The 15,049-nt window shown below is 56.5% G+C and carries 12 protein-coding genes; 8 read left to right on the top strand and 4 right to left on the bottom strand.

What is annotated here, in order from left to right:
- Positions 1 to 114 precede the first annotated feature (114 nt).
- On the top strand, positions 115 to 1,917 hold the full coding sequence (locus tag PZA18_RS17660) for a cellulase family glycosylhydrolase (RefSeq protein WP_284102198.1): 1,803 nt from the start codon (positions 115 to 117) through the stop codon (positions 1,915 to 1,917).
- A gap of 74 nt (positions 1,918 to 1,991) precedes the next feature.
- Here the strand turns inward: PZA18_RS17660 and PZA18_RS24995 are convergent, their stop codons facing one another.
- From PZA18_RS24995 to PZA18_RS17640, 3 genes are all read right to left on the bottom strand, one after another.
- Positions 1,992 to 2,792 carry a sulfurtransferase/chromate resistance protein gene (locus tag PZA18_RS24995; RefSeq protein WP_308447418.1) on the bottom strand — a complete coding sequence of 267 codons (801 nt, stop codon included), beginning with the start codon at positions 2,790 to 2,792 and terminating at the stop codon, positions 1,992 to 1,994.
- Positions 2,793 to 2,912: 120 nt separating this feature from the next.
- Entirely contained in the window at positions 2,913 to 4,250 is a 1,338-nt protein-coding gene (gene chrA / locus PZA18_RS17645; RefSeq protein WP_284102197.1) for a chromate efflux transporter, read from the bottom strand.
- Positions 4,247 to 5,137: a chromate resistance protein ChrB domain-containing protein gene (locus PZA18_RS17640; protein WP_284102196.1), complete on the bottom strand. Its 891-nt coding sequence runs from the start codon at positions 5,135 to 5,137 to the stop codon at positions 4,247 to 4,249. The genes chrA and PZA18_RS17640 overlap by 4 nt, the downstream gene beginning before the upstream one ends.
- A 1,219-nt stretch (positions 5,138 to 6,356) precedes the next feature.
- Here PZA18_RS17640 and PZA18_RS17635 point away from each other — a divergent pair.
- The 3 genes from PZA18_RS17635 (at position 6,357) to PZA18_RS17625 (ending at position 8,881) form a co-directional block, all read left to right on the top strand.
- Positions 6,357 to 7,400: a radical SAM protein gene (locus PZA18_RS17635; RefSeq protein WP_284102195.1), complete on the top strand. Its 1,044-nt coding sequence runs from the start codon at positions 6,357 to 6,359 to the stop codon at positions 7,398 to 7,400.
- A complete protein-coding gene (locus tag PZA18_RS17630; RefSeq protein WP_284102194.1) occupies positions 7,378 to 8,538 on the top strand; it encodes a S41 family peptidase in 1,161 nt (386 codons plus the stop codon). Before PZA18_RS17635 ends, PZA18_RS17630 begins: the two co-directional genes overlap by 23 nt.
- Positions 8,539 to 8,668: 130 nt before the next feature.
- Positions 8,669 to 8,881: a hypothetical protein gene (locus tag PZA18_RS17625; protein WP_284102193.1), complete on the top strand. Its 213-nt coding sequence runs from the start codon at positions 8,669 to 8,671 to the stop codon at positions 8,879 to 8,881.
- 44 nt (positions 8,882 to 8,925) lie between these two features.
- Here PZA18_RS17625 and PZA18_RS17620 read toward each other — a convergent pair whose 3' ends face one another.
- Positions 8,926 to 10,821, bottom strand: coding sequence for an NAD(P)/FAD-dependent oxidoreductase (locus PZA18_RS17620; protein WP_284102192.1), 1,896 nt, complete (start codon positions 10,819 to 10,821; stop codon positions 8,926 to 8,928).
- A 169-nt stretch (positions 10,822 to 10,990) separates the two neighbouring features.
- Here PZA18_RS17620 and PZA18_RS17615 point away from each other — a divergent pair, with 169 nt between their 5' ends.
- The 4 genes from PZA18_RS17615 (at position 10,991) to PZA18_RS17600 (ending at position 14,992) form a co-directional block, all read left to right on the top strand.
- Positions 10,991 to 11,785, top strand: coding sequence for a SprT-like domain-containing protein (locus tag PZA18_RS17615; RefSeq protein WP_308447417.1), 795 nt, complete (start codon positions 10,991 to 10,993; stop codon positions 11,783 to 11,785).
- A 271-nt stretch (positions 11,786 to 12,056) separates the two neighbouring features.
- On the top strand, positions 12,057 to 13,124 hold the full coding sequence (locus PZA18_RS17610; RefSeq protein ID WP_284102191.1) for a sensor histidine kinase: 1,068 nt from the start codon (positions 12,057 to 12,059) through the stop codon (positions 13,122 to 13,124).
- Positions 13,121 to 13,909: a LytR/AlgR family response regulator transcription factor gene (locus PZA18_RS17605; protein ID WP_284102190.1), complete on the top strand. Its 789-nt coding sequence runs from the start codon at positions 13,121 to 13,123 to the stop codon at positions 13,907 to 13,909. The genes PZA18_RS17610 and PZA18_RS17605 overlap by 4 nt, the downstream gene beginning before the upstream one ends.
- A 102-nt stretch (positions 13,910 to 14,011) precedes the next feature.
- Positions 14,012 to 14,992 carry a polysaccharide deacetylase family protein gene (locus PZA18_RS17600; protein WP_284102189.1) on the top strand — a complete coding sequence of 327 codons (981 nt, stop codon included), beginning with the start codon at positions 14,012 to 14,014 and terminating at the stop codon, positions 14,990 to 14,992.
- Positions 14,993 to 15,049 lie beyond the last annotated feature (57 nt).

Here is a 15,049-nt window from a genome sequence, read left to right as displayed (position 1 = left end):
CTATTTTGGTAACCGGATGTAATCTTCCTGTCAGCTTATTCGGCTATTTGCAGAATGGTGCAATAACCGCTGATTTGGCTAACGGGCGGGATTATGGGGAAAGGAGTCCGTTTCATGAGGAAAATCGCATCATTGGCGCTCGGGCTTTGGCTATCGGCCATGCCTGCCCTGCAGGCCCACGCCGCTGGCGCCGCTTTTACTAACCCATTGACTGGGCAGCCACATATGTTTGTGGCTGGCAACTATACCGATCTGGGTATCGGTGCCGGAGATCAGATGCCGTCTGATCAGGCAGGCCTTGAAAACAACGCCCGACCCGACCTGGACAGGCTGCGTAGTCTTGGCGTCAGCAATGTGCGCATCTGGGCACATCTGGGCTATGCGATGAATAATTATGGGGCCATGGCCAATCGCGTTTCATGGCTCGCCGAAATGGCCCGCCAGCGAAATATGACGCTGACTGTGGATTTATTTGATTCATCGGGGAATAACACCCTGCAAAATCTGCGAAACAACGAAGCGCATATCAATAATATGATCAATTACGTGATCGGCGCGAATGCAAATAAATCTCATATTTACTGGTCTTTAGGCAATGAGATTGGCGAGCCGAATACACCGCTGGATTTTGCGGCGTTTTATGAAGGCAAGGTAGCCATGATGCGCAACAAGGGGGCGGTGAAAATCAGCTTCCAGCCAGTGCCCGGTTCTTTGAACCATCGCTGGGGCGGCGATACCACCAGCGCCGCAACGCGGGTGATTAACGTCTCGGATGACGTATCCGTGCATTTCTACGCCAATGGCGCTCTGGCCAATGAAAACAACTCGAATGGTCTGGAGTTCGGCTCGACCCGGCAGTGGATGGATCTGGCCAGCAATCTGTGCAAGCCGGCGGTGATCGGTGAATTCGGCATCACCGACCTCAATCAGCGCACCGATGACAATATCCGTACCTGGCTGGCTTATTTTCGCGACACCCTGAAAGTGGATCAGGTGTCGTTCTGGCAATTCACCAAGGATGAAGGCGGCCATACCGACGAGCAGTGCTTCTGCAATTTTGCGCCGCCCGGTAATGGTTCGCACACCGGGGCAATGGCGGGTTTCCTGGGCGCGCCGCCGACCTATCCGGCCGGCACTTGCGGCCCGCAGCCCCCAACGGGCGGCGGCATTGCCTTCCAGCTGGGCAGCCCGCTTTATATTCAGGCATCGAATGGTTTGTATCTGAGCTCGGAAAATGGTCAGCAGTACATCTATGCCAACCGGTCAGTACGGGATGTATGGGAGGTGTTCACTGTGCATGCCAACAGCGATGGCACGCATAGCGTAAAGGGCAATAACGGCCTGTGGCTGCGCCACCATAAACTCGATGGCAATCAGATGAAGTTCAGCAGTGGCGACCCCGCCTGCTGGGGCTGCAAATTCCGCTTTGAGCGAATTGGCAGCAGTGATGTTTATGGCGTGAAGTCTGAAATCACCAGCCGCTATATGTCGTCTGAAAACGGGCAGCACCCTGTGCATGCTGATCGCAGCAACCTGGATATTTGGGAAAAGTGGACCATCCGCAATCTGAGCACCCCCAACGATCCGTGGCGGACGGTAGCAACTGGCGGTGTCGGCTTGCCCATCGACCAGAACCTGTGTTCCAGCAACAATGTGTATTGCCTGAAAATGCAGTCAGACGGCAATCTGGTGCTCTACGGTGCCAATGGTTCGGTGCGTTGGCACGCGGGCACCTGGGGCAACCCTGGTTCGAGCGGCGTCATGCAGTACGATGGCAATCTGGTGATTTATCGCCCGAATGGCACCGCGCTTTGGCACACCTACACCTATGGCAATAACGGTGCTGAACTGCAGGTTTCCAACGATGGTTTTGTCCGCGTCAGCCGCAACGGCAACGCCCTGTGGCAAAAGCCCTGATCGGCCGGGCCATGAAAACAAGCGGCACTGCGAATCTTGGCAGTGCCGCTTTTTCTTGTCGGCCTGCAAGTCGATCAGGCTACCGCTGGCAGACTGGGAGGCCAGGCATGGGTTTCTGCTTGCCCATGCTGGCACCAGGCATAGAGCGCGTCATACATGATCATGCCGTGCCGCAACATCGTATGGTCATCCTGGAATACTTTTGACAGCCCCAAAGACAGCGCAAACAGCCCGGCCGACTGCAAAGTCAGATCAAGCCGCGACGTGTCCGCCCCGCGCACAATTGCTGCCAGCGTATGAAGCGCCGGGTCGGTGAGCCGGTATTTGTCCAGGAAGGCATCGAAGCTGCACAGATCCCCCACATGCGATAGCTCAACCCCCGGAATGTCATAGGGCGTAGCGCCCGTCGCGGCGGCCGTCGTCAGCACCTCGGCCGGCGGCACAAACAGAAATTCGGCGTTTGCATCAATAAAGCGGGAAATCAGCCAGGGGCAGGCAATCCGGTCTATCTTCGGCCGTTCACGCGTGACCCACTGAGACGAGGCCGCAGGGAGCGGGCGTACCGGCAAGCCCTGCTCGCGCCATTGGGCGATGCCACCTTCGAGAAAACTCGCCTCTACTCCCATTGCACGTAGCGCGGCGGTCAGGCCCTGGGCGATTTCGTGGCCAAAGGCGCAGTAGAAGACAACCGGGTGGTCGGGCGAAATCGTGTCTTTCCAGGTCAGCCAGTCTGCGGGATTGAGCCATTGCAAGGCTCCGTCAATTTCGACGCCGGACGCTTTACGTGCCGTATCGCGCCGGACATCGTAGAGCCGGGGCGGGTTCGGTGACAGTATGGCTGCATGCAGGGCATCGGCAGTCAGGGAGGGCAACATGGGGGACTCCTTTCAGTGGATCAGCTGCCGGCTGATCAGGCCGGCTACAGCGCGCGCAACAACAACCAGAAGCACATTGCGCTTGAAGTAAATACAGTGCCAGCAACACAAAGACTCCTTTCAGTGAGTCAGTAACCGGGCGATGAGGCCGGCCACCGCGCACACAGCAACGACTTGCACCACACTGCGCTTGAAATAAAACAGTGCCAGCGCAGCCCCTGCGGCAATCAGCGCCGATATGCCATCAAATCCCCCGCCAAATCCTTGCGGCCACAATACGTGGTAGCCAAAAAACAGCGCGAGATTGAGGATGACGCCAACTACCGCCGCCGTAATCGCCGTGAGTGGCGCGGTGAATTTGAGATCGTTATGCGTGCTTTCCACGAGCGGCCCCCCTGCCAGAATGAACAGGAAGGAAGGCAAAAAGGTAAACCAGGTGACCAGACAGGCCGCCACCGCGCCGGCAAGAAACGGGACATCCGCCCCCAATGCCGCTTTGGCATAGGCCCCGACGAAGCCGACGAAAGCCACCACCATGATCAGCGGCCCCGGCGTGGTTTCACCTAGCGCCAGCCCGTCGATCATCTGGCTGGGCGTCAGCCAGCCGTAATGCCCGACCGCGCCTTGATAGACATACGGCAATACCGCATAGGCGCCGCCAAAGGTCAGCAAGGCTGCCTTGGTAAAGAACCAGCCCATCTGCGTCAGGGTGTGCTGCCAGCCAAACTGATTGCTCAGCCAGGCCATGGGCAGTAGCCAGAGCAAGGCACCGATGACCACCACCTGCGCCAACCGCCACCAGCGGAACTGCGCATGGGCCGGTGTGGGCGTGGCATCGTCGATCAAGGCAGGCCCGAAATGCTTGTCGGCCGGGCGATGGCCGCCGCCGACCGCAAAATGCGCCGGGGCGAAGCGGCCACCCAGGTAGCCCAGCAAAGCAGCCCCCGCGACAATGGCCGGAAACGGAAGATTTCCGGCAAAGATCGCCACAAATGACGCCGCAGCAATCGCCCACAGATACTGATTCTTGAGGGCACGCGTACCAATACGGTGAGCCGCCTGCACCACAATTGCCGCCACCGCCGGTTTGATGCCATAGAACAGCCCCGCAACCAGCGGCATCTGGCCGTAAGCGATATACAGCCACGACAAGACAATCAGAATCAGCAGCGAAGGCAGCACGAACAACGCCCCCGCCACCACCCCGCCCCAGCTGCGATGCATAAGCCAGCCGATATACGTTGCCAGCTGCTGCGCCTCCGGCCCCGGCAGAACCATGCAGTAATTGAGCGCATGCAGAAAACGCCGCTCTGAGATCCAGCGCCGGTTTTCAACCAGCTCCTGATGCATGATGGCAATCTGCCCGGCCGGGCCGCCAAAGCTGATGAAACCCAACTTCAGCCAGAAGACAAAGGCCTGCCAGAAACTGACGGGCTGTGGTGCGGATGTGGTATTCATGATTTCGGATTTTCCCGGCTGAAGTTCGCCAACAAGCCATCAAACACCCCGGATGCCGCAGCCAGCAGCTGGTCATCATCCAGCAAGCTCTCGCGCAGACCCGCGAGCACGCTTTCAATGCCCACGGCCTCGGGTGGCTGTACGCCGCCGACATCCAGGTAATGCACCAATAAGCCCAGCCGGGCCAGCGGCGCCTGCTCCAGCCCAAAACTGCTGGCCAGCACTTCAAAAGTGACCCGACCATCCAGATGGCTGAAAGACGCCCCGTCAAAATCAAACCCCAGCACCCCGTCAGGACAGGCTGCCAGGCTATCCAGCCAGAGAATTGGCGCGGCGGGATCAATAAAACGCCGGATCAACCAGGCACTGGCCAGCCGATCGCCCCAAGGCCGGCGCCGCGTCGCCCAAGTCCGGCCTTGATAGTCCTTAATCTGCAAGCGCGAAATCCGGCCGACCTGCCCCTGCGGCTCGTCAGGCGACAAGATGCGGGAACAAGCCAGCTCCAGCTCGCACAAGGCGCTATCCACCTGCGCCTGCGCTTCGCCGGGAAAAAAGTCGATGGCGGCCAGCCCGGCAAAGGCTTTGCGCAACTTCCGGGCCTGGCGTGTCACCTCCTGCACCGCATCGGGCGTCAGCGTTTGCCTCACCCGCCCGACATCGCCCAACAGGACCGCAAAGTCACCGCTACGGTCGAACAAGGGCACAAAGTCGGCGCCATCCAGACTTTCCACCCGCACCAGATAGGCCTGGCCGCCGTTATCCCGTACATCCACACCCAAGCCCTGCAGCGTGGCCAGACAATCTTCGCGATCCGGCATGAGGTAGACCCCATCCCGAAGCACCGCAGCCCCCGAAGCCTTCAACGCCCGCCAGATACGCTGACGCACTGTGGCATTTTCGGTGGGGAGAGAGAGAATAAGCGCTAGCAACATAGTGAGTAGAGATTACTACTATTTTGATAACATATCTACAACATTTTTCAGGGGCTGCATGCTTACCCGTGGGGGGCCAAGCTGGGAGCCGGAATCCCGAAGGCAAGATTGCATCTGACTATTGCAGTCATGCCTGGCCAAGCTCAGCCTCCTCAGCTCGACCCTCTCCTGATCCTCCCAGGTTGGTTTAATGTCATACCATTTAGTAAATTATGTAGATCAATTTTACTGATCTACGTTATGTATATTTCATAGCTGAAATAAAATTCATTGAGATGCCATCAAATCGAAACAGCACATTTAATGAGAATAAATTTCAATTAACCAATTGATTTTTAAGTGAATCATCTTCACGAAGTGTCATTAAATCGGCGTGAGCGCTCGATGTTTTATATTCATTGAACTTGACAGCTCATCAAGGCTGAAAATAATCTAATAACCCCTTCTGACTCGCAGCAATTATTTTTCAGGTTTTGAAAAATCGGCAATGCCATTGAATGCAACGAGAAGGGGATTTCTGGATGTTTCTCTTTGAAGATCAATAACGCAATTTAAAAAGGTATTTAAATTTGACAAACTTCGAAAAAAAAGACATGCCAATTACTTTGGACCAATCAGGCATGATCGTGATTAGCGATCCAGAGCTCCTGGAACTTGTTTCTGGTGGTGAAGGGGGTGGAGGAGGTGATAGTAGCGACCGTGGCAATGGCATGTGCGGTGGGACAGGCGGGGTCAATGTATTTTGCCCTGGAGGCGGTTCGAATGCCTATTGCGGGGGTGGAGGTGGAGGCGGTTCGCCACCACAACCCAAGCCGCCAAAGGGCCCCAAATAATAGCGCCATTAATTAAAAGCATAAGTGGGGATTTAGTAGTTCCCCACTTACGATTCAATTTTTACTTTGAGATGGGAAAGTCATGCCAGGAAACTCAGAAATTACCCTGGATACTAAAGGGATGATCATTATAGATGACCCAGAATTATTGGATTTAATTTCAGGAGGCGGGGATGCCTGTGACGGGCCATCTAACACTATTTGCGGTGTCAATATAGTTTGCGTTCCTGTAAATGTGGTGTGTGGTGGCGATAGCGGTGGGGGCGGTGTCAATCGTCCAAAGTACCCTCCTCAGAAATAACTTTCTCTTAAACCATCCAACTTCTGCAATGAAAGTCCTAATGAATTTATCAATCTCGCAAAAACAGCAGATCAGTGAAGCCATAAATCCAAAGCATTTAAGCCTAACTATTCTCCCCACAGAGAAATGCAATTTCCGTTGCACTTACTGCTATGAGGATTTTAGTATTGGAAAGATGCCTGCCAATAAAGTGCTCGCCATTAAGCAGTTAATCCTGTCCAGAATGAAGGATCTAACGACCTTGCGCTTAAACTGGTTTGGTGGAGAGCCTCTTATTGCATCTGATATTTTGCTGGATCTGAGTAGTTTTGCTAAAAACGAGTGTGAAAAATATGGCATCTCTTTTCTATCTGGCGACATAACGACGAATGGTTCACTCCTGTCGAAAGAACTACTTGAGAAACTTATCGCAGCTAATCAGAAGTCCTTTCAGATTTCTCTGGATGGTTGGCAGGAAGGGCATAATCAAACGCGCAAGAGTGGAAATGCCGAAGGCACCTTCAATGCCATTTGGTCCAATCTGCTGATGATGAGGGATACCCATTTTGACTTCTCAACAACGATCCGTGTGCATCTCACAGATTCAAATTTTGGCTCTGCGAAACAGTTAGCTCATGAGATTGTCAAAGAATTTTCTACCGATAAGCGTTTCAATGTATTTATCAAGGCTATTGAAAACCTTGGCGGGCCGAACAAGAATAAAGTCAATTCCCTGTCGGAGAATGAAAGAAAAGCACAATCCAACGAGTTGGAAGAGATTTTTCGTCCATTGAAACAATCTGATACATCAAGTCTCTTGCAGGGCGGTTATATCTGTTACGCTTCCAAGCCAAACCATTTGGTGATTCGCGCCGACGGTAGAATCGCAAAATGCACTGTCGCCTTTGATGACCCCAAGAACGCTGTTGGCTTGCTGCAAGACGACGGAACGCTAAGTTTCGATAATGAGAAATTAAGTCACTGGTTCAGAGGCATCATCCGACGAGATGCGGAAATCATGGCTTGCCCGGTTTTTATCCGGCAGCATGAAAAAGTGCCCCAAGGGAAGAGAGTCATCAAAATTGCTCAAGAAGCCATTGTTTAATTCAAGCCCACTGCTTGCCGGGCTGGCTATTCTCGGACTATGCAATATCGGAAATCTGGCGAGCGCGGAAGAACCGGGGAATCAATCGCTGTTGCAGCAGGAATGCCAGCAAGATCTGGCGGCCATCCCTGATTATCTCCAACAGAATGATCCGGGCGTGCAGTATTTGGTATCAACCCAAGGGCTGCATTTTCTGGACGAGAAAAAGGAGCAAGCCAACCGGTTGGCCGGACAGATCACCACTCCCGATGAATGTCATAAAATTCTGAATGATTATTTGCGCCGGTATCGTGCTGGGCATCTTTCGGTTATTGATGCCTATCCATCATCCCTCACAAGCCAACAGCAGAACATTCAACAACCAGAATTCAAAACGCTCAGTTCGCAGACGCAGCTTCTTCGCATGCCATCTTTTGATTCATCAATGGCCGATGCCATTAAAAATTTACTGCAACGAAATCGCAAAGCTTTACGGAAGTCGCCAAACCTTATTATTGATGTCAGGGGTAATGAAGGCGGGTCTGATTGGTCATGGGCCTCTTTAAAACCGTTGATTATGTCCAATCCGATCCGTCAGTATTCTATGGAATTTCTAGCCACTGCGGACAACGTGGAATCTGTGGCACTAATGCGGGAGGTTAAAAAATCTGATCCGGTCTTGGAAAAATTTCTGGGCAGCGAGAATAAACTAATGCGGTCCAGCCCTTTCGGGCAGTATTTTCGTAAGGGCACTCACCCTGTACGATTTACTGATGTCATGGCATTTGAATCGCAAGCCAGACCAAGCCGTATTGCCATTCTGGTTGATGCACACTGTGCGAGCGCTTGCGAAGAATTTCTGCTGCAGGCAAGACAAAGCTGGAAAACCAAAATATTTGGCAGCTATACCGCGGGTATCCTTGACTATTCCAATTTACGGATTCATTGGCTACCCTCGCACAAGCGGTTACTGGCTTATGCCATTTCACGATCTACCCGGCTTCCGGATTTTCCGATTGACCGGATTGGGATTCAACCCGATTTTTTTGTCCCTCCAATAGAAAATCGATCTAGCGAGGCGCAGGACGATGCCATCACTTTCATTGTGAAGGTACTGGAGACCAAGCAGAAATCTCGAAGAAAACTTGATGTGGACTGATGTAGCTGTATTCGGGGACCGTTGAACTTCTGATAGCCAAAACTGCCTGAGCGTGGGCGGCTTGGGATGCGGGTTGTCCGCAGGGGCCGTTCACTCTTTTCCGTTCATCCACAAACAGGGAGCAGAAGCAATGAATATCAACAAGGCACTCGACAAGGAATACGAAACCAAGCCTTTGAAGGAGCTGGTCAATGCGCCAGTTGCGGCGCTCGAAGGCGTTTCGGAAAAGGATGCCCAGCTTTTGAAGGAGGCTTTCAATATCAAGACGATTGGGGATCTGGGAACCAACAAGTTCTTCCTGCGTGCGCAGGCCATCGTTGCGCTGGCTTCGACTGAAGAGTAAGCCCCCACCGGCCGGTGACCCAAACGGTGTGGGTGTCGCCGGCCTTACCTCCCTTTCAATTCCTGCACCGCCCGCCAGGCCATGTCGATGGCTGCATCGGTGTAGGCGCTACCTGCTGCATCGGCATTCGCCATCACAATCTGTCCGTGGCGCCTGCTGGCCAGAACATGCGCAGGCTGTCCGCGATATTCGGCCTCTTCATAGACGTAACCATGCGGCCAGCGGTTGACAGTTATCGCTGCGATATCCTGCTCGGCATTGAAGCCAAAGGGGCCATACATGGCCGTGAGCTGTGCGCGGATCTGTGCTTCGAACGTTGCAAAGTCGGTCGCCAGTAGCTCGGCGCGCCCCTGGCGCAACAGGTCGGGTACGCTGCCCTCGCCCAACGGCGGACATGGCATGCGGATCATCAGCAGAATCATCGGGCTATCTGGCTGTCGTAGCGCGGTATAGGCGCCCAGCGTGACCGGGAAATCCGGCTGTACAAACTGGAAGTACGCGGCCGGGCAATAGGCGGCTACCACGCCGCTTTTCTGAATGGCAGGCCAGCGCCGCAAAGCCACCTGGGCATAGACCAGCGGCATCTTGATGTTGGCGCGCATCGCCGCCTTCTGCGGCGCGGGCAGGCTGGGGATGAGATGCGCAGCCATCATGTGCCAGCCCGCCATCACCACATGCCGGGCGCGTGCTTCGTGGAGTTTGCCCTCACGCAGGTAGCGCACGATCGCCCCGCCGCCGCTGTTATCGGCCAGAACCGCCGTGCTTGAAAGGCGGATGCGCACCGGCTGGTCGGCCTGATCAAGCTGGCCGTAGTCGAACCGGGCAGTCAGGCACTGTTCCGGGCCGGCGAAGCTGGCGACGCGCGGAATCAGCTTCTGTACCAGCAGGCGGGCCAGCGTCGCATTGCCATCCGGGAAGTGGTAGACGTAGGCTTCCTCGTCATCATCATCTTCTGGTAGCAAACTCTCGTCACCCATCCAGGCTGCCATTTGCCGGGCCGGGGGCAAGCCCAGCAGACCGCCTTCCAGAGCAGTTGGCAGTGAGATGCCCGACCCACCGAGCGCGGCATTTTCCGCGAGTGGCATCGACAGTAGCTTCAGCAAGGCCTCGTCCTTGATGCCGTAAGCCGTCCGTAAAAAGTGTAGATAGTTTTGTTGCCGGAAGCGCTTTTTGCCTGGTGCCCCCTTGAAGTACGCCGCCGCTTTGGGCGAAACCGCCAGCACCTCACGCAGGCTGGTACGCTGGGCGGCACTCAGCGGTGCCTGTGCCAGAACGGATGCAAAAGCAGGCGCCACTTGCAGTCCCGGCACCCACTGCCGTGAGTAGAAAGCGGGGGAGTGCATCGTCGGCAGGCTGCTACGCAGCAATGCAGCTTTGCCAAAGCTGGCAGCATCGAAATACACACCGCAGCTCAGCCCCAGGCGCTGGAAGAACTGCCGGTCGTAGGCAGCCTCCAGCTTGTCCAGATCAATCCCCAGACTGCTAAGCAAACCGGCCGCCTGCTTGCTGTAGCCCGATGGGCTGTCGAATGACTGGGTGCCGCCATAGCTCAGATAGGTCTGGCCATCCAGCGTGAACTCGTTGCGCTTGGCATGACCGCCAAAGTCGTCATGGTTGTCCAGAATCAGAATACGGGCATCGCGCTGAATGTGCTGCCTGTAGAAATAAGCCGCCGACAAGCCACTCAATCCCGCGCCGATAACGACTAGATCGTAAGTTTCAGCGGGTGCCGCCAACGGGCCAAACTCGCGTACCCCGCCCCAGGCCAGAGCGTGCGCTGCTTCAAATGCGCCAGGATGCGCCCCGCGCAGGCCCGTCAGTGCGGGTGGGTAGCCGGCCAAATCTGTAGCGCTGGCCAACGCCTCCAAGGGCTGTAACAAACTGCTGGCACCCAGCCAGGCCACTCCATTCAGAAAATCACGTCGCGTGAGTTGCGGCATTGCCTATGCCCTCTCGGTTGGTTTTAGCGGTTGTTCTTACTTTAGGCGCTGTTGACCCATTTTTTCGGATCGCGGCAAAGGCGATGCCGGGAGCCCGCTGCCTGCAGCACCCGGCAGCCTTTGCTTGAGTGGCAATTGTGCGTGTTGTATCGTACGATTCAAACAAATAGTGAATCGTACGAAACACATGACCACGCTACGCCCCACGCAGGAAACCTACGCCGAGCTGCAGCATGCTTACGACTCGTTCAACGCCGAACTGTTCGGTGGGGAATTACCGGAATGCCTGATCACCCTGCAGCGTGAACGGCTGACTTACGGCTATTTCTCGGCCGAGCGTTTTTCCAACCGGGAAGGTCGCCGCACCGATGAAATCGCCATGAACCCCGTTTACTTTGCGGTGGTGCCGCTGGTCGAGATCATGCAGACCCTGGCCCATGAAATGACCCACCTCTGGCAGTTTCATCACGGCACGCCGGGACGGGGGCGCTATCACAATGAAGAATGGGCAGACAAACTGGAGTCGATCGGCTTGATGCCTTCCAGCACCGGCCAGCCCGGCGGCCGCCGCACAGGTGACCGCATGAGTGACTACCCGATTGCCGGCGGACTGTTTCTTGATACCTGCGATAAATTGCTGACGCAGGATTTCCGGCTTTCCTGGTACGACCGCTTTCCGACCTATCCGGCCTTGCTGGCTGGCCAGCAAAGTTATTCCCTGACGATGGATCTGCCGGAAAACGTAGCCACCGTGGCCGCCAATACCGGCGTTGATATGGCCACCGACATTGCCACCGCGCTCAGCGAAGGCATCAGCGCCTACCCGCTGACTTCAAAAAAACGAGACAAGACCAAGTACACCTGTCCCTGTGGCGTCAACGTCTGGGGCAAGCCCAAGCTGCGCATCATCTGCGGCAATTGTGGCGACCCCTTCCTGGCCAGTATCTGCGCCGAGGAAGAGTAGCCCTGCCCTGTTCCTTCCTGCGCCAACAGACCGGCAAGCATCAGGACCGCCGCCAGCCCACCCGTTGCCAGCACGGCTGGCGCACCATTTCTGCCAGCTGTCCGCCATTTTTGCGGCGCACCCCCCTATTTCTGCATTACATCCCAGCGGTATCGCAGCCGTGACAGCCTGGCCATATCCTGCAACCATTGAATGAAAACGCTGCAGTGGCAGTAACCCAGTAGCCGCCGGCCAAGCCCGCCGCGCGGTTACCTGAATGGAGATCAATAAAATGAGCAGCGAATATCAGGCAGACAAAGCCGGACGCAAAGAAGAACGCGATGCCTTCAAGGCCAGAATCCGTGATGGGTTGGAACGCAAGATAGAGCGTGCAACGAAAGGTGATGAAGTGGCCGATACTTTCCAGCAACTCGAACGGCTGCTGGTAAGGATCTGGTGGCAATTCTTCGACTGGCTGGCCGTTGTGCCCTGGGGACGGCTGGCGATTGTTTCACTACTGGTGATGATCGCCACAGGCGTTGTCAGCGATCGTGCTGCCGGGCCGGTGGTATTCCTGATCCTGATGTCGTTCGTGATCAAGATCGTGGCTGGCGGCAAGGTATCGGCCGACAAGGTTGCCGCCGAAGCCACCGCCAAGGCGGAGACCGAACAGCTCGAACGCAATGTGCTCGAAGCACGGCTTGAGGCCCTGCAAGCCCAGATCGAGCCCCACTTTCTGTTCAACACCCTGGCGTCAATCGACCAGCTGATCCAGATGGACCCACCGCGCGCCTCGCAGATGCAGCAGAGCCTGATCCGCTATCTGCGCTCGGCCATGCCGAAGATGCGCGAAGGCCGCCGGCCGACACTGGGCCAGCAGGTTGATTTGTCGTCGGCCTATCTGGAGATCATGCAGGTGCGCATGGAAGAACGGCTGCAACGTTCGGTGAATGTGCCGGATGGCCTGCGCTCGGCGGCTTTCCCTTCGATGATGTTGCAAACGCTGGTCGAGAATTCCATCAAGCATGGCCTCGAACCCAAGTCGGATGGCGGCCAGCTTGCCATCGCCGCCGAGATCCGCGATGGCCGGCTGGAAGTGAGTGTCACGGATACCGGTATGGGCTTTGCACCCAAGGGGGTTGGCGGCTGCGGGCTGGCCAATATCCGGGAGCGCTTGAAGGTGCTCTATGGCAAACGCGCCGAGCTGATCATCTCGGTGCCGGCCAGTGGCGGCACCCGGGCGCTGATCCGTGTACCCTATGAGGTGATTCTGGACGAACCAGAACCGGCAGATCTCGCGCCAGTGAGCCAGACCAAAACCGAACCGACAATCAACCTGGATAAACCTGAAACCGTATGAACCGTACCGCCGCCCCCACCGCCGTGATTGCTGATGACGAGCGCCTGATGCGCCAGCAGATTGTAATGCGCCTGAAAGAAGCCTGGCCCGAGCTGGTGATTGTGGGCGAGGCGACCAACGGCCTAGAAGCCGTCAGCCTCGTCCGTGCCCAGCAGCCCGACATCGCCTTTCTCGACATCCGCATGCCGGAAATGGATGGCATCCAGGCTGCACGGGCGCTGGGGGGGCAGTGCCATGTGGTGTTTGTGACGGCATACGATCAGTACGCAGTGACCGCTTTCGAGCAGGGTGCGATTGATTACGTGCTCAAACCCGCCGACCCGGAACGCCTGAAACGAACCTGCGAGCGACTGAAAGAGCGCCTCGACAGCAAGCCCGACAGCAGCATGGACACCTTGCTGGAGCAGCTGACCCAGCGGCTTGGCAGTACGGCCGGCGCGGCCGTTGCCAAACCACGCGAATATCTGCGCTGGATTCAGGCATCGGTTGGCAATGCCCTGCGCATGATTCCCACCAGCGACATCCTGTTCTTCCGGGCGGAAGACAAATACACGCGCGTTCAGACGGAAGATTTCGAGGCGCTGATCCGCAAGCCGATCAAGGAGCTGGTTGACGAGCTGGACCCCGAGGAATTCTGGCAGATCCACCGGGCCATTCTGGTGCGGGTGGATGCCATTGAACAGGTCACCCGCGATTTTCGTGGTCAGCAGCATGTGCATATGCGGGGTTTTGATGGCGGACTGGAAGTGAGCCGCAGTTACAACCACTTGTTCAAGCAGATGTAAACGCAGAGCTTGACGCTTCTCAGCCCTTCAGGCGACAGACCAGCGGGACCAGAGCGGGCATAATCGCCCGCTTTGCATTGCTGGCAGACCCATCGAATGGCCATGTCCTCAAGCCTCGCCCGGCAAGTTGCCATCACTTTCGATGACGGCCCGGTACTGGATCACAGTGGCCTGCTTGACCCGGTGTCGCGCAATCAGGCCATTCTCTGCGCCCTGGCTGCGGCAGAGGCTCCCGCCTGTTACTTCGTCAACCTGTCTTCCACCTCGCCGGCTGGTGTCCAAGCATTGGCCCAAGCCTGGCTGCGGGCTGGTCACAGCCTGGGTAACCACACCGCCAGCCACTGCAATCTGGATAACCCGGACACGCCACTGGATGCCTTCGTGCATAGCATCGCCGATTGCGATCTGGCTTTGCGTCATCTTGGGCAGCCGCCCCACTATTTTCGCTACCCCTATCTACGGCATGGTGAAGATCCCGTCCGACGGCAGCGCGTTGAGGCCGCACTGGCCGGCATGGCTTACCAGATTGCACCGGTGACGCTGGATACCTCGGATTGGCGACTCGACCAGCATCTGCAAAACCGGCTGCGTTCGACCCCCGCCCCGCCGCTGGAGGCGTACCGGCAGCATTATCTGGCACATATCCAGCAGCGCTCCCACGCCTATGCCGGGCTGTCCGGGCAGTTATTGGGACGTGCGCTGCCGCAGATTCTGCTGCTGCATCACAACCTGCTGAACGCCTTGTTTCTTGCAGACGTGCTCGCCCTGCTGCGCGCCCAGGGTTGGCAGTTCATCAGCCTTGAGCAAGCGCTGGCTGATCCGTTCTACACCGCCAAGGCACCGCCCCTGCTGGCCGGCCAGAGTCTGCTGCTGGCTTATTGCCGGGCCGCGCACCAACCCATTGATGCCCGATTAACCGACAACGGCGACTGGGACATTGCTGCGCTGAATGCAGCAACCACGACGGCGCTACCAGCACTCGACCAGGCTCTGTTGACCTCACGTCAACAGAATCTCGGCTCTGTTGACGTTTTGTTTCCGGTCGCGCCGGGCCGAGTTTTGGGGCAGGGCGAGGCAGGGTGAGTGAGGTTTAGCGAGCTAAATAAGCGAACCCTAACGACGCCATGCCCCAAAAATCGA

Source organism: Parachitinimonas caeni (assembly GCF_030129945.1).
Taxonomy (GTDB): Bacteria; Pseudomonadota; Gammaproteobacteria; order Burkholderiales; family Chitinimonadaceae; genus Parachitinimonas; species Parachitinimonas caeni.
Note: the sequence above shows the minus strand (reverse complement) of the source record. Positions and strands in the feature narration are given on the sequence as shown.